14 protein-coding genes are annotated in these 22185 nt (G+C 52.9%); 8 read left to right on the top strand and 6 right to left on the bottom strand.

The window, feature by feature from the left end; all coding sequences use genetic code 11:
- Positions 1-53 precede the first annotated feature (53 nt).
- From RID21_RS06385 to RID21_RS06375, 3 genes are all read left to right on the top strand, one after another.
- The gene (locus RID21_RS06385; RefSeq protein WP_350187833.1) at positions 54-992 is read left to right on the top strand and encodes a PIG-L deacetylase family protein; all 939 of its coding nucleotides are present in this window, start codon (positions 54-56) and stop codon (positions 990-992) included.
- Positions 993-1278: 286 nt separating this feature from the next.
- A complete protein-coding gene (locus tag RID21_RS06380; protein ID WP_350187832.1) occupies positions 1279-4389 on the top strand; it encodes a PSD1 and planctomycete cytochrome C domain-containing protein in 3111 nt (1036 codons plus the stop codon).
- Positions 4390-4446: 57 nt separating this feature from the next.
- The gene (locus RID21_RS06375; protein ID WP_350187830.1) at positions 4447-5934 is read left to right on the top strand and encodes a DUF1501 domain-containing protein; all 1488 of its coding nucleotides are present in this window, start codon (positions 4447-4449) and stop codon (positions 5932-5934) included.
- Between the two features lie 40 nt (positions 5935-5974).
- On the opposite strand, the gene RID21_RS06370 is transcribed toward RID21_RS06375, so the two are convergent.
- The 3 genes from RID21_RS06370 to RID21_RS06360 all read right to left on the bottom strand — a co-directional run bounded on the left by RID21_RS06370 (position 5975) and on the right by RID21_RS06360 (position 9272).
- Positions 5975-7339, bottom strand: coding sequence for a BBP7 family outer membrane beta-barrel protein (locus tag RID21_RS06370; protein ID WP_350187829.1), 1365 nt, complete (start codon positions 7337-7339; stop codon positions 5975-5977).
- A 304-nt stretch (positions 7340-7643) separates the two neighbouring features.
- Complete coding sequence (locus tag RID21_RS06365; protein WP_350187828.1) at positions 7644-8198, bottom strand: TMEM43 family protein; 555 nt, start codon at positions 8196-8198, stop codon at positions 7644-7646.
- A 48-nt stretch (positions 8199-8246) separates the two neighbouring features.
- Complete coding sequence (locus tag RID21_RS06360; RefSeq protein WP_350187827.1) at positions 8247-9272, bottom strand: nucleoside hydrolase; 1026 nt, start codon at positions 9270-9272, stop codon at positions 8247-8249.
- A 222-nt stretch (positions 9273-9494) separates the two neighbouring features.
- Here RID21_RS06360 and rhaB point away from each other — a divergent pair, with 222 nt between their 5' ends.
- The 4 genes from rhaB to RID21_RS06340 all read left to right on the top strand — a co-directional run bounded on the left by rhaB (position 9495) and on the right by RID21_RS06340 (position 15766).
- Positions 9495-10988 (top strand): rhamnulokinase, encoded by a 1494-nt coding sequence (gene rhaB, locus RID21_RS06355; protein WP_350187825.1) that lies wholly within the window; start codon positions 9495-9497, stop codon positions 10986-10988.
- A 118-nt stretch (positions 10989-11106) separates the two neighbouring features.
- Entirely contained in the window at positions 11107-12045 is a 939-nt protein-coding gene (ftsY, locus tag RID21_RS06350) for a signal recognition particle-docking protein FtsY (RefSeq protein ID WP_350187824.1), read from the top strand.
- Positions 12046-12466: 421 nt separating this feature from the next.
- Positions 12467-13921: a porin gene (locus RID21_RS06345; protein WP_350187822.1), complete on the top strand. Its 1455-nt coding sequence runs from the start codon at positions 12467-12469 to the stop codon at positions 13919-13921.
- A gap of 249 nt (positions 13922-14170) precedes the next feature.
- The gene (locus RID21_RS06340; RefSeq protein WP_350187821.1) at positions 14171-15766 is read left to right on the top strand and encodes an arylsulfatase; all 1596 of its coding nucleotides are present in this window, start codon (positions 14171-14173) and stop codon (positions 15764-15766) included.
- Positions 15767-15846: 80 nt separating this feature from the next.
- Here the strand turns inward: RID21_RS06340 and purH are convergent, their stop codons facing one another.
- Together purH and RID21_RS06330 are read right to left on the bottom strand one after the other, a co-directional pair.
- A complete protein-coding gene (gene purH / locus RID21_RS06335; protein WP_350187820.1) occupies positions 15847-17430 on the bottom strand; it encodes a bifunctional phosphoribosylaminoimidazolecarboxamide formyltransferase/IMP cyclohydrolase in 1584 nt (527 codons plus the stop codon).
- Positions 17431-17636: 206 nt separating this feature from the next.
- The gene (locus tag RID21_RS06330; RefSeq protein WP_350187818.1) at positions 17637-18914 is read right to left on the bottom strand and encodes an outer membrane protein assembly factor BamB family protein; all 1278 of its coding nucleotides are present in this window, start codon (positions 18912-18914) and stop codon (positions 17637-17639) included.
- A gap of 509 nt (positions 18915-19423) precedes the next feature.
- Here RID21_RS06330 and RID21_RS06325 point away from each other — a divergent pair.
- Entirely contained in the window at positions 19424-20749 is a 1326-nt protein-coding gene (locus tag RID21_RS06325) for a HEAT repeat domain-containing protein (RefSeq protein ID WP_350187816.1), read from the top strand.
- Between the two features lie 25 nt (positions 20750-20774).
- Here RID21_RS06325 and RID21_RS06320 read toward each other — a convergent pair whose 3' ends face one another.
- Positions 20775-22136, bottom strand: coding sequence for a sulfotransferase family protein (locus RID21_RS06320; RefSeq protein WP_350187815.1), 1362 nt, complete (start codon positions 22134-22136; stop codon positions 20775-20777).
- Between the last annotated feature and the right edge of the window lie 49 nt (positions 22137-22185).

Here is a 22185-nt window from a genome sequence, read left to right as displayed (position 1 = left end):
TTGGATACATATCTCAACATTGATCTGAATCCCCCCAACCGGAGCTTTCAACCATGATGCTGCTACTGCGAAACGCCTTCACCCCCCTGTTACTACTCGCGTGCCCTCTGCTGATTCTCCCCTCCGCGCTTTCTGCAGCAGACAACGAACCGCTGCGGATTATCTGCTTTGGTGCGCATCCGGATGATGCAGAATACAAAAACGGAGGCACCGCGGCTTTGTGGGCCGAACAGGGACATAAAGTCAAACTGGTTTCAGTCACGAATGGTGACATCGGTCATTTTGAAATGGCCGGTGGTACGCTGGCCCAGCGTCGTAGCGCAGAAGTCAAAGCCGCGGGTAAAATCCTGGGAGTGGAAACAGAAGTTCTGGATATCCACGATGGCGAACTGCTGCCGACTTTGGAGAACCGAAAAAAAATCGTCAAACTGATCCGGGAATGGAAAGCGGATCTGGTCATCTCACATCGTCCGTGGGACTACCATCCCGACCATCGTTATGTTGGTGTGCTTGTGCAGGACGCCGCGTTCATGGTGACGGTCCCCTACTTCTGCCCGGATGTCCCGCGGCTGAAAAAGAACCCTGTGTTCATGTATTCGAGTGATGGCTTTCAGAAACCCTATCCATTCCGACCGGATGTCGTTGTCGCCTTAGACAATGTATTTGAAAAGAAACTGAAAGCAGTTGCCCAACTGGTATCACAGTCTCTGGAAGGAGGCGCAGGTGGCAGTCCAGAACGCGCCGCTAAGGTACCTCCCGCGAATCCCCCGGAACTGCGTGTCGAACACCTCCGCCCTTCCTGGACACGACGTCAGTCGAATGAAGCCAACAAGTACCGCACAGAGCTGATTAACATTTACGGCGAAGACGTTGGTAAGCAGGTCAAATACGCCGAATCGTTCGAACTCTGCGAATACGGTTCACGCCCCAACAAACAGGCGTTACTCAAACTGTTTCCGATTGAAGCATCGATTCCCAAGACAGACGAATAACCTGCGGCAAATAATCTGCGGTTCCGTTGTCTGAACAGCGGATAATCATCAATCAGACCTTGAGAGACGAGATTTGCTCTTCTCTCAAGGTTTTTCGCGTTATGGTCTGGTCAGGAGCATACGTGGTGAGAATAATTGACAATAGTAGTCAGATCCGATTACTATTATCTGTAACAGCGATCATCAAGGGGACTCACCTGTTCTCCCATGTTGCGATGGCGTAGCATTGGCCTTCCAGAGACGCACCCGGATCGTTGCATTGCCTGATAACAATGAGGGCAAGTCTATGAAATTCGGTCTACTCACATTTACCGCTTCTCTGTTTCTGCTCTCCTCGTCGCTGCTTCCGCCTGCGATGCTCTCTGCGAATGAAAAATCAGAGAAGGCAGCGGCAGTTGATTTCCAGAAACAGATCCGTCCACTCTTCCAGGCCAAATGCTTTTCCTGCCATGGAAGTGAAGTTCAGGAGGGGGGATTCCGCCTCGATCTGAAAAGCCGCGCCCTGGAAGGGGGCGACAGCGGAATCGCCATTAAACCGGGACACAGTCACGAAAGCGAACTCTATCATCGCCTCGCCGGAACCGGGGATGGAGATAAAATGCCCCCCGAAGGTGAAGGCACCCCACTGACGAAAGAGGAACTGGCTCTGGTAGAAACCTGGATCCAACAGGGCGCCGTCTGGCCTGAAGTCGCGGGACAGAACAAGACGCCCGGATCCGACCACTGGTCCTTCCAGCCGATCAAAGACGTACAGCCTCCCGAGGTCAAGCAGTCAGACTGGGTCAAAAACGGTATCGATGCCTTTATCCTGCGAAAGCTGGAACAGGAAAATGTAACGCCTGCCCCCGAGGCAGATCGCAGCACACTCATTCGCCGCGCGTATCTGGATCTCACCGGTCTCCCCCCTTCCGTGGAAGAGTGGAAACGCTGGAGTTCCGAACCGAGTCCGCAGTGGTATGAAAACATGGTCGATCAACTGCTGGATTCACCGCATTACGGAGAACGCTGGGCCCGGCACTGGCTGGACCTGGCTCGGTATGCAGACAGTGACGGCTATGAAAAAGACAGCAAGCGTCCGCATGCATGGCGCTGGCGTACGTGGGTCATCAACGCACTCAATGATGACATGCCGTTCGATCAGTTCTCCATTGAACAGATTGCCGGCGATCTGCTGCCGAATCCGGACACGCGGCAACTGGTGGCAACCGGCTTTCATCGTAACACGCTGATTAACCGCGAAGGGGGTACTGACCCGGAAGAGGATCGCGTCAAACGCACCGTGGACCGAACCAACACCCTGGGCTCTGTCTGGCTGGGCGTGACCGTGGAATGTGCGCAGTGTCACACGCATAAATACGATCCGCTCACACAACGGGAATATTATCGACTGTATGCATTTTTCAATTCGCTTACTGAGCCGGACATCGGCGCACCACTTCCTGAAGAACAGGCGGCGTTTGAGAAAGCGAACCAGGTCTACCTCAAAGCACATGCGCCGCTGGTCAAAGCAGTCCAGGAATACGAACAGCATAAACTGGTCGGCTCGATGGAAAAGTGGGAACAGCAGATACCGGATCAGAATCCGGTCTGGAACATCCTGCAACCCGAATCACTCCAGGCAAAACAGAACACCACCCTCAGCGTACTGCCGGATCGTTCTATTCTGGCATCCGGCGAAAACCCCGGACGGGCAGAAATTTACACGCTGACCTTTAAGACAAATCTGCAGGACATCAACGGTATTCGACTGGAAGCCCTGCCCGATCCGAGTCTGCCTCGCCAGGGACCGGGACGCAGTCCGACTGGTGATTTTGAACTGACAATGCTGACACTGAAAGCAGCACCGTTAAATTCGCCCGATAAAGCGAAGGAAATCGATCTGGAGAAATCTCAAGCCAGCTTCGAGATGGCGGGTTATAAAGTCGACCGCGTGATTAACAACAGCCCGCACACAGGCTGGTCAATCAGTCCTCAACAGGGGAAAAAACAGATCGCCACCTTTGAAACCAAGGAGAGCTTTGGTGATGAAAAAGGGATGTTGCTCACCGTCACGCTGCAGCAGTCGACTACCCGCAAACTGTATCACAACCTGGGCCGGTTCCGTTTGTCGCTGACCACCGGCAAAAAGCCGCTGCCACTGACCGGGATGACGGATCTGATCGCCGAGACACTCAATACGCCCACCGATCAGCGGACCGAGGTCCAGAAACAGGAACTACGCGAATACTATCGCACGATCGATCCCGAGCTGAAGAAACTGAAAGACCAGGAACTGGCGCACAGGAAAAAGGCACCCCAGGATCCATCCGAGACGACGAAAGCCCAGGTCGTCGATCATCTGAAGACGCCACGCAAGACACGTCTGCTGGTGCGAGGTGACTTCCTGAATCCTGCGGATGAAGTTCAACCGAATACCCCCGCCGTGCTGCCTCCGGTGCAGTCAGAAAACCCATCGCGTCTGGATCTGGCCCGCTGGCTGTTCAATCCACAGCATCCCTTAACGGCCCGAGTCACAGTCAACCGGATCTGGAGCCGCTATTTCGGACGAGGTATCGTCCCCACGATCAACGACTTCGGCACACAGGGGGAAGCCCCCTCGCATCCCGAACTGCTGGACTGGCTGGCCACCCAGTTTCGTGAACAGAACTGGAGCCTGAAACAGCTGCACCGGCTGATCGTGACCTCCGCCACTTATCGCCAGTCTTCCGAAAAACGTCCGGAACTGGCGGAACGCGATCCCTACAATGCCTGGTTGTCACATCAGAACCGTTTGCGGGTCGAGGCGGAAATCATCCGCGATGAGGCCCTCTCGGTCAGTGGTCTGCTCAAGCATAAGATTGGCGGCCGGAGTGTGAACCCACCACAGCCCGAGGGTATCGCCAGTCTGGGATATGCGAATTCCGTCAAGTGGCCGACCAGTAAAGGTGACGACCGTTATCGAAGGGGGCTTTATACGTTCTTCCAGCGAACAGTGCCCTACCCGATGCTGATGACCTTCGATTCCCCTGATTCCAATTTGAGCTGTACTCGACGCGAGCGTTCCAATACGCCATTGCAGGCTTTGACTATCTGGAACGATCCGGTCTTCTTTGAATGCTCCCAGGCACTCGGTCCGCGGATTGTGAGTGAAACACAGGGAAAGAACAGCAGCCTGGAACAGCGGATTCAACATGCGTTCGAACTCTGCCTGACCCGGGAACCTGCGGAGTCAGAAGTCGAAATCATCAAACAGCTCTACCAGGAACAGACCCGACTGTTAAAGTCCGATCCCAAACTGGTAAGTGAACTGACCAGCAAACAGACGATTCCCGCGGGCAGTACCCCGCAGGAGGTCGCGGCCTGGATCATCATCGGCCGGGTGCTCCTGAACCTGGATGAGTTCGTCACCCGCAGCTAGTTTTTCCACTGACAGCTATCATTATCTGAAATCATTTTTTGAGTCTGGATCATTGCCATGTTGAATCCTCCCACTGAATCGTTGAATCTGGCCCGACGTCGGTTTCTGATGAATTCATCCTGCAGTGTTGCCGGTTATGCCCTGGCTGCCATGATGCAGAAAGAAGGATTGCTGGCCGGGGAAGACTCAGGCAGTCTAACGAATCCCCTGGCTCCGAAAGATTCTCATTTTCCCGGAACCGCAAAGAACTGCATCTTTATTTTCCTCGCCGGCGGTCCCAGCCAGATCGATCTGTATGACCCGAAACCCAAGCTGCAGGAATTGAACGGTCAGCCGCTGCCCAAAGAGCTGACAGAAAAAGTCCGGTTTGCTTTTATCAATAAAGAATCAGCGACGCTGAGCGGCAGTTCGCGCAAGTTCAAGAAATACGGGGAATGTGGGACCGAGTTCTCAGATGTACTGCCTCACATCGGTTCCTGTGCAGATGATATCGCACTGGTCCGCTCCATGTATACGGAACAGTTCAACCATCATCCGGCGCAGCTGATGATGAATACCGGAGTAGGTCGGTTCGGCAGACCCAGTGTCGGGTCGTGGTTGACCTACGGACTGGGAAGTCAATCCAACAACCTGCCCGGTTATGTCGTATTGACGGCAGGTCGCGGTGCCAGCGGCGGGGCTTCACTCTGGTCGAGTGGTTCTCTGCCTTCGACTTATGCCGGCGTACTGTTTCGTAATCAGGGCGAGCCGGTATTGAATCTGAATAACCCACCGGGAATCAATTCCGCGATTCAGAAATCGGGGCTGGAAGCCATCAAGCAGTTGAACCAGGAACAACTGCAGCGCACGGGTGACGATGAAATTGCCAGTCGGATTGCGAGCTACGAACTCGCGTTCCAGATGCAGTCCTCTGCTCCCGAACTGATTGATCTCTCCAGTGAAACAAAAGAGACGCAGGAAGCCTATGGCGTGAATCGCAAGGGGAATACCAAGGAGGGCAAACGGGGAGGTGGCTCGGATACAGAAGCAGCCTTTGGACGTAACTGCCTGCTGGCACGGCGACTGGTCGAGCGTGGTGTCCGCTTTGTGAATCTGTATCACGCTTCCTGGGATCACCACAGTGGTCTGGATGCGGGAATCGAGCGGAATGCAGGGATCGTGGATCAACCCGTGGCTGCTCTATTGAAAGACCTTAAACAGCGCGGTCTGCTGGATTCCACACTGGTCGTGATGGCCGGTGAATTTGGCAGAACGCCTCTCGGTGAAAACCGAACGGGTTCTAAAGCGGTTACCGGACGCGACCACCATCCCAGTGCCTTCAGTCTCTGGATGGCCGGCGGTGGCGTAAAGGGGGGACAGGTTATCGGTAAGACCACCGAACTGGGTTGGTCGGTGGAAGAGGATCCCGTACACATCAACGATTTCCACGCGACCCTGTTGCACCTGTTCGGTTTAAACCATCTCAAACTGGCACAGAAATTCGGTGGCCTGGATATCCGACTGACCAACGTGGGTGGCAAGGTCGTAGAGAAACTGATCGCGTAGCCTGATGCTCTTAACCTTATTTCTCTGAAATCTACACGCCTTACGGCCAGCGGATTTCACCCCCCAGAACCAGACCGTGCAGCTTGTAGCTGTCCAGGCTGTCTTGTGCCTGCAGGGAGACGTTGCTGACGGTGCTGGTGTTGTAATAGACAATCGTGCCGGGACGGGCAATCTGATTGGCCCACAGGAAGTTATACCCCACGTTGAAGGTGAACCACTGGTTCAAATGGAAGCGGGCATTCACGCCGAATTCAAAGGTGGGAGAGAAACGAGTCTGTGAGATCTGTGTGAGGTGTGTGGGGTCCGTCGGTCCGAAGAACTGATCGGTCAGGACACTCCCCTTGTAATGGTTGACACCGAAACCGAATTTGGGTTCAGCTGAGATCGTGAACCAGGGATGTACAAACTCCATGCGAATACCAGCCTGCGGAACATACAGTTTGTTGTTGGTGGACGACTCAATTGTTGATGTGAACAGAGGAACTTCGGGGGTGGTATTAAGCTCTTCAAAGTCCCCGGTGACTTTCATATCTTCTGCGATTTTTAAATAGCGGAAACCTAACAGAGGACGCATCTGAAATCCACCAACACCATAGATTGTCTTGAAAAACAGTCTGTCTGTATTGACGACATAATTACTTTCCGCTCCCCAAGCCTGAGAGCGGTAATTCACGGCAAACTTCTGATTGAAGTTTCTACCGGCAATTCCAACCTGGCCATCGACGAGGGTATTGATCGAAATCAAGTCTGTCTGACCGAACTCAGGCCCCAACAGATCCGCCTGACCGTAGGAGAGAGAACTGACGTCCGATTGAGTTCCAAAGAAGATGGCTTCAAGGGTACCGCTTTCGAAGTCGATACCAAAGGTTCCACGCAGCCCGTTGGTTCCCTGTGTGCCGATCGAACTCAGATCCGCCTCCTTAGTAGATAGAGTACCCAAGCCGTCGAAATCAGCGGTGGTAAAGGGCAGACGCGGATCATTGCCAGAGGGAATTGGTGCACCAATCAGCTGATTTCCTGGAGGGGATTTCACCAGCATATATTCGACGCGTAACCAGCTGTTTTCAGCCAGGTTCTTGAAAAAACCATCCCAGGGGTGATCGTAGCCCCAGCCCCGGTCTTCCGGGAGCACCCGCATCACTGTCCCCGAATTACTCGTGGCGCCGTAATAATCGGGTGCATAATACTCTGAAGCATACTGATCGGGAGATGCGTAATATTCTGGCGCTGGTTCATAGACCATGCCCCCTTTGTGACCACCACCATAGGACGCAGTCGCGTACGGATTACCCTGTGCGCCGGGCTGCCCCATGGCAGGAGAATATTGTGCCTGCGCAGTACGGAAGCCCACTCCCGACAGGAGAACAATCATCCCAATCATTAAACGATAGGCCGGATTAACCATGTTGTACTTCAATCTCATTATAAAGAAGTCGACAAGCCGGATACTCTACGAAACCGCCCTGAAACACGGGACAGTTCAGTAAATCCCCCCCCTCTCGCGCAGGATTTCCTGCGTGATGGGTATTAGATATATCAAAGGTATCGGTTATGAGGGTTATTCGACTTGTAGGAATCCTGCGTTCTTGGACAGAAAGTTCGGAAGCCGAACGTGAGAACGCATCAACTTAGGTAAGATGGAGGGATATGGCAGCGCGTAGCCGGATCCTGTAATCAGAGAGAAGAGCGAGATCACTGCAGAGGGAGACTCAGGCGTTTTTCCAGGCCTGTTTGAGTCGCGCTTTTCTGCCGGAGCGATATAAGATGAAGAGCGGGACGATTCCGGCCAGCAGCATCAGTGCCCCGAAGACGGGTCGCGCGACCATCCAGACGGCTGATATCAGGAGCAGGGTCAGGCTTAATGAGCTGAGCAATGCGAAGACCGTGATCCCGCGTCCGACGAAATTGGCGATCAAGGGAATCTTATCAACGAGTACGACCAGTGGTTTAAAGAGTGTCGCCAGCCCCAGAAACAGAATCACCCAGCCACCAAGTCGTAAGGCCCAGCGAAAGGGAGTGGTGACCTGAGTATCCTGGGGAGCAGACTTTGTTTCTGCTCCAGATTCTGGATCGGTGCTGGCTTCAGAAAGAACTGCTTCCGCCTGAGTGATACTCTGTTCCCGTTCCAGAATTCTGCTTTCGTTATGCCAGAGTAAAAACAACCCCGCAATCAGGAACACAATGCCGATCCCCAGGTTTTTCAACGCCGTTTTAAAACGAGTACCAAATGTCGGATCTGTGGATTGTTCAGTCTGCTCACTCATGAAATTCTGCTAACTATTGAAAGAGGGGACTTGAGTCCCGGTTTGGTATCAGTGTGCCGGGGGCTGACTGGACAGACTTTCCAGGACTTCCTGAGTACGCACTACCTGCTGTGGCGTGACGGTCAGAAAATAATGGTTGCCTGCTTTTTCTGTAAGGTGTTCCAGTCTGCCAGACTCATTGATCTTCAGTTGTCCCGGCGCCGACTTGCCAAAGTAGCCGCGATCGGGACGTACTGCATACAGGACACTGGTCAGGTCATAGGTGGGACGGTCGTAAGGCATTTTGTGCCAGTATTCGTACCCCAGTTTGACCGGGTGATATTTCACATAGTTATAGTCATTGAGAATGCTGGTCGACCGGTTCTGAATCGCCCTGCCAATTTCCCAGCCGCTGGCTACCACGGGAACATTTTCCGGCCACAGTTCAAACAGGGTACGAGCGGCGGGGACATCTTCCCTGACATTATATTCGTGGAAGGAGGCTGGCTTGCCGGGTTCGAAGCGCCCGATCATCTGTGAAAGCAGTTTGACTTTCTGGCTGACCAGTTCTTTTCCTGTCAGCGGACTGATGTCATCTGCAGGAGACTTGAGCAGGCGGGCGATGTTCGTGGAAAAACCGACCACGACCAGAGCCACCGAATGATCGGGTTGAGCGGCCAGTGTCTTGCGGAGCAGGCTGACGGCTTCCGGCAGTCGATCTGCAGAGTCATACTGTCGAGGAAAAACAGGCTTCCCCTCGGACGCGTATTCGACCACCTTCCGCACGTAGGATCCGTCTTGGGGAGTTTTCCCCTGCTCCACGCGTCCCAGTGGGATTTCTGGGCGACCGTAAAACGTATTCACAACATCGCAGTATAGCACCGAATACGGATTATCCTTACTGCTCGTGACGGCCAGCAGTTCGCACTCCCCCCGGCTCTGCAGTGCATGAATGACGGCCAGTGCCAGGGCATCATCAATGTCATTTCCGATATCGGTGTCGAAGATCAGTTTGACCGGTTCAGCCGCGGAGGCGTTATTCTGAGTGAGACCGCAGGCGGCGATCAGGAGAAAAAGTATTGATAGCGCTTTCATAGTCGATGTCTCTCAGTCGTATCAGTCGATGTGAGTCCAGCCAGGGATGTCCCGGCGATCAGAATGATTTCGGTTGTCTGGCTTATGATCGAGAATTCTTTCAGCAGGGACAACCGGTAGCCAATGAAATTCCCGCGAACTTTTTGTAATATGCAGTTTCAATTGTGAAGCATTAAATCCTAGTTTATCAACACCGCTTTTTAGAATCAAAAGGGCTGATCCATGCCATCACAGTGTTTTTTGGGAGTCGATCTGGGGGCAGAAAGTGGACGTGTGCTGGCAGGCATTCTGGAGAACCAGCAGATTCGCCTCGAAGAGATTTACCGGTTCAGCAATGGGCCGGTTACGGTTGCCGGTACGAAACGCTGGAACGTCATTGGCCTGTGGTCTTCGATCCTCAAGGGCCTGTCACTGGCTGCACAGAAATACGGGGAGCAGATCATCTCCGTCGGTGTGGATACGTGGGGCGTTGACTATGCCCTGCTCTCAGAGAAACAGGAACTCCTGGGACAGCCTTATCATTATCGAGATCCGCGCACAGAAGGTATGTTAAACCTGGCCATCTCCCGGGTGCCCCAGCAGGAGATTTTCGATGCCACCGGCGTGCAGTTCATGGAAATCAACACACTTTACCAGTTGCTGGCGATGCAGCAGAGCGATCCGGAACTGCTGAACCAGGCAAACGTGTTACTGCTCATGCCGGACTTTTTCCACTGGCTGCTCTCGGGGAGTCAGGTCGTTGAGTTTACCAATGCGACCACGACCCAGTGCCTCAACCCTGTGACAGGCGACTGGTCGTATGAACTGTTACGCCAACTGGAGATCCCCACCGCAATGCTGCCCAAGCTGGTTCAACCCGGAACAAAGCTGGGGACCTTACGGGAAGAAGTGATGCGGCAGACCGGTCTCTCTAAAATTGAAGTTGTTGCTCCCGCGACCCATGATACGGCTTCCGCGGTCGCTGCGATTCCCACTGCCAATACAGGCAACCCCGACTGGGCGTATATCAGTTCAGGAACCTGGTCCCTGATGGGGGTCGAAGTCAACCAGGCGGTTCTCGGCAAACGGGCCTTCGAATTGAATTTCACGAATGAAGGGGGCATTGATGGAACGTATCGTCTGCTGAAAAACATCATGGGGCTCTGGCTCGTACAGGAATGCAAGCGGTGCTATGAGCGGGAGGGAACCGAACTCGATTACACGGAGCTGACCACGGCTGCCACGGAGGCAGAGCCATTCCGGTCCCTGGTGGATCCCGATGATCCCCGGTTCCTGAGCCCGGTAGACATGCGTGAAGAAATCAAAGGGTACTGTCAGGAGACCAACCAGCCGGTCCCCGAGACTCCGGGACAGTTTGTGCGTTGTGCACTGGAGAGCCTGGCTCTGAAATATCACAAGGTGCTCGACTGGCTGGAAGAACTGACGGGGACCCCCATTACCGTTCTACATATAGTCGGCGGTGGAACCAAGAACGAGCTGCTCAACCAGTTTACCGCGAATTCCTGTCAGATCCCGGTCATCACGGGACCTGTGGAGGCGACCGGGCTGGGAAATGTACTGGTCCAGGCTCGAGCGGCAGGTGCTGTCAGCTCACTGGCTGAAATTCGTGAGATCGTCAGGAATTCGACGGAAACGACAACATATGAACCTCAGGATCAGGCTGTCTGGTCAGAGGCGATGCAGCGGTTCAATCAGCTGCTGGATGCCGCTGGTTAGAGACCATTCCGCCCTTTAAAAGTGAGTAACTTGCCGTCTGTTCCGCTACACTATATTATCCCAGTCGGTAATCACATTTGATTCATAGCTAAGTATCATCCAGTAAGAAAGTATAATAATGGGTCTGTTTGACCGCTTGAAACGTGGCTTGGAGAAAACTAAGGATGTCCTGCGCACCGATGTTCGCGACCTGTTCAAGGCGGGGGAGATTCTGGATGATCAGAAAATTGAAGAATTCGAAGCGCGACTGATTAAGACGGATATGGGCGTTGTCTCTTCGGCAGCCATCTGCAATGAAATCCGCAAGAAACATGGTGGTCGTACCGTGATCCTGGATGAAATTCAGGAAACCGTGAAGGAAAAGATCCGGACGCTGCTGGAGGGAGAAGGTGATACCCGCTGGGACCTGAATAATCCCCTGTCCCCCCTGAAACACAATCCGGATGGTGTGACGGTCATTCTGGTTGCTGGTGTTAACGGGGTCGGAAAGACAACTTCGATCGCCAAACTGTCAAACCTGATTCTTAAACAGAATAAAACGGTTCTGCTGGCTGCGGGTGATACGTTCCGTGCGGCCGCTGTGGAACAGCTGACCATGTGGGCCAGCCGCCTGGGTTGTGAAATTGTGACCCGCCCCGACGGCACCGATCCGGCCAGTGTTGCTTACTCCGGTTGTGAACGGGCCCTGGAAACCGGCGTTGACTATTTAATTATTGATACTGCGGGCCGTCTGCAGACACATACCAACCTCATGGAAGAGCTGGAAAAGATTAAACGTGTCGTAGATAAGAAGATCCCGGGTGCACCACACGAGAACCTGCTGGTTCTGGATGCAACGACTGGGCAAAATGGTCTGAGCCAGGCAGAACATTTCTCGAATGCAATCGAGTGTTCTGGAATAATTTTAGCAAAATTAGATGGTACAGCCCGGGGTGGAGTGACCGTTGCGATCCGCCAGAAGATGGGGATACCGGTCAAATATATAGGCGTGGGAGAGCAAATCGACGACCTTGAACTCTTTAATCCACAAGGTTTTGTCGACGCTTTATTCGCCTGATGCCTGTTAATTAGTCTGCATACAAACTCTTATATTCCCATTACTTTATATGAGTATTGAGGGTTACTGCGCGTTCAGTGCATAATATTCGCGCAAGTTTAACATTCTTCAGCAACTGTTAAACTATTCCGGCTCCGCAATCTGGCGACAAAAGTCAGACCCTCCCGATCAGTCAGAATATTCTTGACGTATCTCTTTTGATCAAAAGCACTACTGAGAATTCCGATATTCCGAGTTAGAGCCATCGTTAAGTTAGCGCTCAATTTGTGGACCATTACTGGTTCTCTTAATCTAACGATGGGAAATTGAATTTAACCGTCAGTATGGCTTCAACCAAACTAAATTACCGGAAAGCATGCGCGCTTCCCTTCTGACGGTATGGAGACCAAGCACCCAAGAAGGTGTACTCAGGAGTTAAAATATGCGAAAACTGAAGGAATTGAAACGAAAAGCCAGACTGACTGGGCTCCTGCTGAGCGGGCTGGGTCTCATGGCTGTTTCGCCAGCATTTGGTGGTGATGCCGGTTGTGCTCCCTCGTGCGCCCCCGCATCAAACCCTTGCTGCACGAAAGTGTTCGAGGATGCTGGTGACAAGCTGGCTGTCGAACTCGAGCGGTTAACCGCTGAATGTTGTGCCCCTAAAACCTGTGCCCCTACCTGCACCACTGATGGCTGCACCGATCTCAACACATGTTGTGGTGAAGAAGCCGGTGATGATGGTGATTGCTGCAGCGGACGTCTGACTCGTCTGTTTGACGACTGCGACGGCTGTGGAAACATCCTGGAAGATAACGGCTGGAAATTGAGTGGCTGGCTGGAATTCGGGATTACATTCAACGGAAACCGTCCTGCAAACAATCTGAACACCCCGGGTGTTGGATTCAACCAGGCTGACAGCCAGTTCATGCTGAACCAGCTATACTTTGTTTTGGAAAAAGACGCTGCCGCCAACGAAGACTGCTTCGGCTGGGGTGGTCGTGTTGACCTGCTCGTCGGTTCAGACGCTGCTGATACTGCCGTATTCGGTGGTCCAAACAACACCCCCAACTTCGATGGTCGCTGGTCTGACAACGACATCGCCACTGCCAACCAGATCGGCCTGGCTATGCCGCAGATGTACGCTTCAGTCTATGCTCCTATCGGGAACGGCGTTACCGTTAACGTTGGTCACTTCTACACCGTTATCGGTTACGAAGTTGTACCTGCTACCGGTAACTTCTTCTACTCACATGCTTATACCATGCAGTACGATGAGCCGTTTACCCACACCGGTGTTCTGGCCAGCACTGACCTGAGCGACAACATCTCACTGACCGGTGGTATCACCACAGGTTGGGACGATTTTGAAAATCAGAACAATGAGTGGAGCTTCCTGGGTTCTGTAGGCTGGACCAGCGACAGTGAAGACACCTCAGTCACATTCGCCATCAGCTCTGGTGGTGAAAACGACGCTTTCGGTGGTACTTCCAACCTGACCATCTTCAGCCTTGTTGCTCAGCAGAAACTGTCTGAAAACCTGAGCTACGTATTCCAGCACGACCACATGTTCTACCCGAACGGTGATGCTAATGCTGCTGGCGTAACAGCTGAAGCTTACGGTATCAACCAGTACCTGTTCTACGATATCTGCGATTCAACCCGTGCTGGTATGCGTGTTGAATGGTGGCGTGACCACAACGGTACCCAGTTGGGTGCTCCGGGCACGAACTACTACGAAATTACCGCTGGTATCAACCACAAGCTCAACTCCTGCATTCAGGTTCGTCCTGAAGTCCGCTGGGACTGGGCTGACGGTTCAGATCCCTGGCAAACCTCTAATGGTGGAACCAAGGACAGCCAGTTCACCGTTGGTACTGACGTAATCCTCGTCTTCTAATACCGACGATCAAGATTGAATCACCCGTCATTCCCAATCCCGAATGATGTGGTAGAAATCAAAGAGAGCCTTCCTGATTCGGGAAGGCTCTCTTCTTTTGCGCAGTGTGGCATGCGATTTTGCTCTGATCCGTCGCTGTTTATTCAAGCGAAAATTGACGTTTCTGAAATCAGTCTGGTAAGATGAGAAACAGCGTCTTACATGTCTTCTGTTCCTGTTCTCGCCGTATCTCAGCCTGATTGACTCGCCATGAACCGAATGTTGCTCCGCTCCTGCCTGTTGTTAGCTCTGCTCCTCAGCTGTTCTGTTTTGTGGGGATTTGATAATTCTGATCAGCGTCCCAACATCATACTTGTCATGGCAGATGACCTGGGCTGGTCTGATATTGGCTGCTACGGAGGTGAAATCGATACGCCCCACATCGACAGCCTGTCTCGTGACGGCATGCGTTTCACTCAGTTTTATAACAATGCCATCTGTGGCCCGACCCGAGCTTCTCTGTTGACAGGGCTTTACTGTCAGCAGACAGGTCATCGTGGAGACCGCTGGAACGAACCCAAGAATTTTGACGTCTGCGTGACATTTGGTGAAGTCCTGCAACAGGCCGGGTATCGGACGATGATGGTCGGAAAGTGGCAGGGCAGAGACTCCGCCCTCGATCGGGGATTTCATCGTTTTTATGGACCAATGTGCCAGGGTAAAATCAGCTACTTTCATGAAGTTGCTCAGAATCCGTATTACCTGGATCGCAAACGAATCGAACTACCCGACGATTTTTACCTGACTGATGCCCTCAATGATCACGCACTGCAGTTTCTTCAGGAAGGTCTGGCTGGCGAACAACCGTTTCTGCTGTATGTCGCCCATATCGCTCCACACTGGCCCCTGCATGCCCGGGAACAGGAAATCGCCCGCTACCGTGAACAATACCTGACACTGGGCTGGGATCAGGTTCGTGCCCGTCGTTTTGCACATCAACGGTCAACCGGACTGATTCCACAGGAATGGGAGTTAGCACCTCAGGCAGCCAGCATTCGCAACTGGTCCGAAGAGCCAAATCAACGCTGGCAGGCAGAACGGATGGCCGTGTATGCAGCCCAGGTGAAATCGATAGACCGTGGCCTGGGACAATTGCTGCGTGCTCTGAAAGAGGCGGACGCAGCAGAAAATACGCTGGTCATTTTTCTGTCTGACAATGGTGCCGCCCCCGATGGTGGACTGGCTCCCTCACAGAGTGGCATGGGATTCAGTGAGAAACGACCCAACAAAAACTGGCGACGCGACCAGGTGCCGATCAAACCGGGCAGTGGTCCTGATCACATGCCTGGACCCCATGATACCTTTGCCGCCTACGGTCTGGCCTGGGCGACGACCAGCAATACGCCTTTCCGGGGAACGAAACTGGAAGGTTACGATGGTGGTATCCGCACGCCACTCATCGTACGCTGGCCCAAGGTCATCCAGCAGGGAGGTACCGTCACCAGACAGACGGGACATGTGATGGACTTTATGCCCACATTTCTGGATGTTGCCCGAGCCGAGTATCCCCAGGAGTTTCAAGGGCGCCACCCTCTGCCCATCGAAGGTCACAGCCTGTTACCTATTTTTGAGGGGAAACTACGTAAGCCTTATTCGGAACTCTGCTGGGACCTGCCCCGCCAGCAGTCGATTATCAGTGGTGACTGGAAAGCAATCCGACCACGCCAGCAGCCGACAAAGTGGGAACTCTACAATCTGAAAGACGACGGCACAGAGACCACTAACCTGGCAGCCCAACATCCGGAGAAAGTCGAGTCTTTATCCCGGAGGTATGCTGCCTGGCACAAACGTGTAAATGCGAAATAAAAAACGCCGTGTGACAGGTTCAAGCCCATCACACGGCGATATTATTTCAGATACCTGCGTCAGCAGTCAATCTCAGCGGCTTAATGTTTGAAATGACGGCGACCGGTAAAGATCATCGCGATGTTGTGCTCATTGCAGGCCGCGATGACTTCTTCATCCCGCACGGAACCACCCGGCTGAATAATGGCGGTCACGCCTGCTTTGGCAGCTTCATCCACACCGTCGCGGAAGGGGAAGAACGCATCTGAGGCGACGATTGAACCCTGGCTCCGATCACCGGCTTTGTAAGCGGCGATGTAGGATGAATCGAGACGACTCATCTGCCCTGCTCCGGCTCCGAGCAGCATTTCATCTTTGGCAATGACGATCGCATTCGATTTCACGTGGCGGCAGACAACCCAGCCAAAGCTCAAACTGTTGAGTTCTTCTGGCGTGGGCTCGCGTTCTGTGACGACTTTCCAGTCGCTCTTATCGTCACGCAGTTCATCTTTTTCCTGCACCAGCAGACCGCCGGATACACGACGATAGTCCAGGCTGGGTTCAGCCGGCTCCTGCATCATCGGGCACTTCATCAGGCGGACATTCTTTTTCCATTTAGGCTTTGTGGTCAGCAGTTCGAAAGCCGCGGGTTCATAATCCGGGGCGATGATGGCTTCGATGAACCGATTGGGTTCGCAGAGTTTTTCTGCCGTCGCCTGATCGACGGGACGATTGAAACTCAAAATGGAACCGAAGGCACTGACCGGGTCTCCAGCATAGGCTTTTTCGAATGCTTCAGCGAGCGTCTCTGCAGTGGCACAACCACAGGGATTGGTGTGTTTAATAACCACAGCGGCTGGCTGATCAAAATCACTGGCGATCTGCAGGGCGGCATCCAAGTCCAGGTAATTATTATAGGACAGTTCTTTACCGTTCAACTGCTCTGCCTGAGCGACGCTGGCTGCCGGCGGATTCTGTTCGGCGTAGAAAGCGGCTCCCTGGTGAGGGTTCTCGCCGTAGCGCAGCTGATCCCGCTTCTCCAGGCTGATGCTGACCGATTCGGGGAAACGGCTTTGTGAATCTGCTTCTGCAGGCAAAACCGAAGCCATGAAGTTGGCAACCGCCCGATCATAGCGTGCAGTCATTTCAAACGCAGCAGCAGAGAGTTCCAGTCGAAATTCGGGAGTCAGCGGACCAGATTTGAGTGCATCAAGCACGCGATCATACTGCGACTGATTGGTCACGATGCCGACATAGGCATGATTCTTAGCAGCGGAACGAACCATGCTGGGCCCGCCGATATCAATCTGTTCAATGGCCTCGGACAGGGTCACATCTGGTTTGGCAATGGTGGCTTCAAAAGGATACAGATTACAGACCACCAGTTCGAATGGCACGATTTCAAACTCTTTGATCGAAGCCGCATCGCTGGGGAGATCGGGACGTCCCAGAATGGCACCATGGACCTTGGGATGCAGAGTCTTGACGCGTCCATCCATGATCTCAGGGAAGCCCGTGTAAGTAGAGATGTCAATGACATTGACTCCCTGCTCTTCGAGGTAACGGCGTGTGCCCCCCGTGGAGATAAACTCAAAACCCAGTTCAGCCAGACCTTTGACAAAATCATCCAGACCCGATTTGTCACTGACACTGACCAACGCCCGACGCGGATAAGAATCGCTCATTTGTTTCTAAATCAATTTCCGAAGAATACAGAAATACAGTATTTCTGAGAGAGAAAAAGCGTACCTGAGTGCGCGGCAAAAGGGGGCCTGCGCGACACAGGCCACAGAATCATCCTCTCGGGCACTCAACCAGAGGTCAGTTTAGCCACTCTCTGGTCAGAAAACAAACGAGGCATACCCTGCTTCAGCAGAAGAGGCGAACCTGACTACTGCACAGGGTTTTCAGTCGCCGGAGCTTCAGTATTCGCATTATCCGCAGCAGGTTCGGGAGCCACTTCGGGCAGAATCGGGTATTTATCCTGGTGCTTGAAGCGAATCGGGAACGGCAGATCTTTCTGTTTGAGACAGAGAATGACGCCTGATTCAGAAGCACAGAAAATACGGTCGTTCAATTCGTTCATGAGCTTGACCTGATACTTTCGCAGAGGAACTGCAGAGAGCAGTGCTCCGTCCTTGCGGGACAGCACGAGCAGATTCCCCAGTTCATCCGTCGCATAAACCCGAGTGGGTGACATGGAAATAAAGGTCGAACCCAATGGCTGCCACCATTCTTCCATACCGGTTTCACTGGAGAGCTGGAACAGGCCGCTCTTGCGTGAAGAGAGATAGACTTCGTTCTCCAGAACCATGACCGGAATGCGGATCGGAAATGAGGTCCGGATTCTCCAGCGGACAATACCATTCAGAATATTCAGGCAATACAGATTCTGATCCTCGGAAGCGAGGTATACACTATTTTTATTTTCTGCCAGATCGGTGGCAATCGGTGCGTCGGTTTCAAACTGATACGTCAGCTTCCGATCGGACAAGGTGACGGAATACAGCGATCCATCCTGACTGGCAAATACGAGAGCGCGAGGAGTCACAAGCGAAGGAGTCGTAATGGCATCGCCTGTCTGGAAGGTCCAGCGAATGGCAAGATCACGCCAGGCAGGTAATTTGGATTCGCCGCTCAACTCTTTCAGTTTTCGCAGATTCCAGGCATAGACACGACCATCCAGTGTGCCAACGTAAAGTGCGTCTTCGTCAACGGTCGGGCTGGTAGAAGCTGATGTGGGAAGTTGCAGTTCCCAGTCGATCTCACCATTCATCCGATCGATGGAATAGATCTTCGTTCCGACCGTGATGAACACGTATTTTGAATTGGAAACCGGCGGATAACTGGCGTTATTCCCCCGCCCCATCTGTGTCGACCAGAGCTTCTTTCCCGTTTCATTATTGAACGCAGTGATGATCCCGGAAGTGGAAATCGCGTAGATATTAATTTCATCCAGTGTCAGATGCACGATGCGGTCCCGGTGAGGGTCCACTGTGGCCTGGCCCCACCAGACCCGTTCCAGATTATGCTTGACCAGCGAACGCTGGGTTGGAACCGTCAGTCCCACGGATGATTCGTTTAAGCGTTGCGCCTGCAGATTTTCAGAGCACAGCCCCATAACCAGTAGCGCCAGAATCAAATACTTGGGCATCTTCCAACCAGACATAGTCAATCTTTTCCAGAATGATTTAGGAGAACAGGTGATTCAAATTCGCGGAGAATGATCTCAGTCATCAGAAGCGATGCAAGACCTCCCTCTCTCAAGTCTACATGATGGAATCATCAGACACCGAAAGAGTCTTTAAAAACAGGCAATATTCTGGTCTGCTCCTGACTCCAGAAATATCACACTCACCCTATTCTACCTACACAACCAAGCTGGAATCCAGCATTGATCCGCCGAGATTAAAATAATTTTCACCATCAAAACTGAACAGATTTATCAAATTGGTTGATGCAAACAGGTCATGCACGTTATTTGTTAACAGGCAGCTCCCAACCAACTATTGATACTGGCGGATTTACTGATTAAGCGGTTCCTGTCGGATGCGGCAGTAATCCTGCGTTCCTGCGAAACAGGAACTACTCAGCCGGTCCTGAATGTGATAAAATAACAGCAGTTTTCCTGTCTGCAAATCAAGCTTTGATCCTCTCACAGCCTGAAAGGGAACTGGCATGAAACTCCCCTGCTCCGCTTCGATGTTTCCAGGTGTTTTCAGACTGGCGGTGGTCCTGTGTTTGACACTGGGACTGTGCCATTCAGCGCAAGAGGTTCGCGCTGATCTGATCAAGCTGAAACAGGGGGGAGAAATTCGCGGTAAGCTGCTGAAAGAGAGCGCTGGCGGTGAGACCACACGCACCATCGAAACGCTGAGCGGAGGCCGCATCAGCGTTGATGCTCAGCAGATTGAGTTCGTTACGAACCGTCCCCTGGTGATTGAAGAATATGAATCCAGGGCTCACCAGATAGAGGACACTGTCGAAGCCCATCTGGAGCTTTCGGAATGGTGTCGCGAAAATTTCCTGACGACGCCTCGTCTACAGGAGCTGGAAAAAGTGATCGAGCTTGATCCCGATCATGAGCAAGCACGAGCAGCCCTGGGATATACCTTACGTGATGGCCAATGGATGACCCGCGACCAGATCATGCGGAAAAACGGCTATGTGAAGTACAAGGGCCGCTATGTTTCATCTGCAGAACTGGAACTGCTGGAAAAAAATCAGGCGGACCTGGAAGCAGAACGTGCCTGGAGCAAAAAAATCAATCTGTGGGTTACCTGGCTCACCAGCCAGAATCCGCAATATCAGTCCGAGGGACTGCAGAACATCCAGAATATCAACGACCCTAACGCGGTCGCCGGTCTGGCCAGGAACCTGGGCAAACATGAGAATCTGAGCCTGCGGTCACTGCTGGTGACGACTTTGCAGCAGATCCCCGGACACCTGCCGTTGCGACCGCTGGCAGAACTGGCACTGACAGATCCGCATCAGGCCATTCGCGATGCGGCACTGCAGGCGCTTTCCGCACGCGATGCGTCTCAGGCGATTGTCTTCTTCATTGAAGCGTTGAAGCACAAATCGAATCTGATCGTCCAGCGGGCTGGAGCGGGACTGGCGGCGATTGGAGATCGGGAGGTTGTCCCTGAACTGATTGACGCCCTGACGACCAGCCATACTTACCGGGTTCGTGTTCCAGATGCCACTTCGACGTACAGTTTCAACAGCAATGGATCGTTCGGCGGTTCAGGTGTTGTGCTGCCACCTGAGATAGAAGCGGGACTACTGGCGGGACGTTATCCCAACGGGGTGATCGTCCTGCCCTCACAGCAACCCAAGGTCCGCATGCGTACCGTCTCAGTCAAACATGTCCACCAGAACAGCGCGGTGCTGGATGCCCTGCAGAAGTTGACCGAACAGAATTTCGGTTATAACCAGCGGCTGTGGCGACTCTGGTGGTCATCGGTTGAAAACCAGACGGGAATCATCCCTGCAATTCCGTGAAACGCCCTGGATTAGTTTCCGGTTTTCAGTTCTCTTCGCCGGTGTTTTCTTCACCGGCCAGCACCTGACGTAAGCCGCCCAGATACTGATCGTAATTCTTCCACCGCTCCAGGCCGGAACGGTTCATGGGACGCCTTACCTGCCAGTTACTTGCGGTCGTCACAGGACGCTGATTGGCATGAAAGTCCAGGCACTGATCATCCCAGTCGACGCCGATGAATTCAACCAGTTCCCGCGAGATGGCTTCCTGATTCTGAACGAGGTCAGCGTATGCCAGTTCGTAAGGCTTCTGAGGTAGAACCTGTTGCCAGTGCTCCATCAAGCGCTCGTACTCGAGGTAGTATCGCCCCAGATCTTTGAGATCATGTGAGTAGTCGTGCCACTGGCGAAACCGCTGAAAATAGCAGGAGAGACAGGTATCGAGGGGATCGCGCCGGCAGTGAATGACTTTCGCCTGAGGAAACAGAATTGTAATGAGCCCGAGATGAAGAAAATTCCCAGGCATTTTGTTGATGATGCGACTGGCATGTGAGTCGAACGTGCGGAGACGCTTCAGATATGCCTGTCCAAATCCGGAGAACGCATTGGTGGGCAACTGATGGATGCACTCGGGATACGGTGTCTGCCCGGGAGTATGTCGCGGCAGGGTACTGGCGATACTGGAGATGTCACTCAGCTCGCCTGCACCGTGTACTTGCGGATGACTGGAAAGGATCTGCTCGACCAGGGTCGTCCCTGTGCGAGGCATTCCAATGATGAAAACCGGCAGGTCTGTCTGCAAACCGTGTTGAGACAGCTCCCGAATTGTCTCTGCAGAGAAGACTTCGATTGTGCGGTCAATTCCCTTTCGAAACTCTTCTACATCAAACTTCGCATTTCGACAGCGATTCCCCATTTCATAGTAGGTGAATGCCTTTTCGTAATCTTTGATGTCGTTAAAGATCTTTCCGCCGGCAAAACCGAGGAAGCAGCGATCTTCGTCACTCAGGTCATTTCGGGCTGCCTGCTGTTCAATCAGTTCGATCACCGGATCGTCGGCGGTAAATTTCCTGGTGGCGGAGTAATTGAAATAAGCCTCTGCATAATCGGGCTTCAGCCGCAGGGCGGTCAGGTAGTGATCTTCAGACAGCTGGAACTCACCAATCAGTCTGTAAATGGCAGCCAGGTTGTGATGGTATTCGGCCACCTGCGGTTGCAGTTCGATGGCTTTGTTGAGTAGATCCACCCCCACACGGTGCTCGCCTGACTGTGATTTCGCCAGGGCATAGAAATGCAGGAACCGGGGGTTATCCAGATTCGCATAATAGTAAGGGCTTAAGATTTCCGCTGCTTTTAACGGCTGATTCTGCTGCAGTAACTGGACCGCTTCCGCGATAATGCTGTTCATACTGTTCCCGAAATCAGGTTCTGAAGAGAATTCCCTTTTACTAATTCTT

Origin of the sequence: Gimesia sp. (genome assembly GCF_040219335.1) — a bacterium.
Classification (GTDB): domain Bacteria; phylum Planctomycetota; class Planctomycetia; order Planctomycetales; family Planctomycetaceae; genus Gimesia.
The sequence above is the reverse complement of the archived record's forward strand: the minus strand, read 5'-3'. Positions and strand labels throughout refer to the sequence as shown.

What these genes read in the sequence shown, in the direction of transcription:
- RID21_RS06385 (WP_350187833.1), top strand. Translation starts at nt 54, where the DNA reads ATGATGCTGCTACTGCGAAACGCCTTCACCCCCCTGTTACTACTCGCG.
- RID21_RS06380 (WP_350187832.1), top strand. Translation starts at nt 1,279, where the DNA reads ATGAAATTCGGTCTACTCACATTTACCGCTTCTCTGTTTCTGCTCTCC.
- RID21_RS06375 (WP_350187830.1), top strand. Translation starts at nt 4,447, where the DNA reads ATGTTGAATCCTCCCACTGAATCGTTGAATCTGGCCCGACGTCGGTTT.
- RID21_RS06370 (WP_350187829.1), bottom strand. Translation starts at nt 7,339, where the DNA reads ATGGTTAATCCGGCCTATCGTTTAATGATTGGGATGATTGTTCTCCTG.
- RID21_RS06365 (WP_350187828.1), bottom strand. Translation starts at nt 8,198, where the DNA reads ATGAGTGAGCAGACTGAACAATCCACAGATCCGACATTTGGTACTCGT.
- RID21_RS06360 (WP_350187827.1), bottom strand. Translation starts at nt 9,272, where the DNA reads ATGAAAGCGCTATCAATACTTTTTCTCCTGATCGCCGCCTGCGGTCTC.
- rhaB (WP_350187825.1), top strand. Translation starts at nt 9,495, where the DNA reads ATGCCATCACAGTGTTTTTTGGGAGTCGATCTGGGGGCAGAAAGTGGA.
- ftsY (WP_350187824.1), top strand. Translation starts at nt 11,107, where the DNA reads ATGGGTCTGTTTGACCGCTTGAAACGTGGCTTGGAGAAAACTAAGGAT.
- RID21_RS06345 (WP_350187822.1), top strand. Translation starts at nt 12,467, where the DNA reads ATGCGAAAACTGAAGGAATTGAAACGAAAAGCCAGACTGACTGGGCTC.
- RID21_RS06340 (WP_350187821.1), top strand. Translation starts at nt 14,171, where the DNA reads ATGAACCGAATGTTGCTCCGCTCCTGCCTGTTGTTAGCTCTGCTCCTC.
- purH (WP_350187820.1), bottom strand. Translation starts at nt 17,430, where the DNA reads ATGAGCGATTCTTATCCGCGTCGGGCGTTGGTCAGTGTCAGTGACAAA.
- RID21_RS06330 (WP_350187818.1), bottom strand. Translation starts at nt 18,914, where the DNA reads ATGTCTGGTTGGAAGATGCCCAAGTATTTGATTCTGGCGCTACTGGTT.
- RID21_RS06325 (WP_350187816.1), top strand. Translation starts at nt 19,424, where the DNA reads ATGAAACTCCCCTGCTCCGCTTCGATGTTTCCAGGTGTTTTCAGACTG.
- RID21_RS06320 (WP_350187815.1), bottom strand. Translation starts at nt 22,136, where the DNA reads ATGAACAGCATTATCGCGGAAGCGGTCCAGTTACTGCAGCAGAATCAG.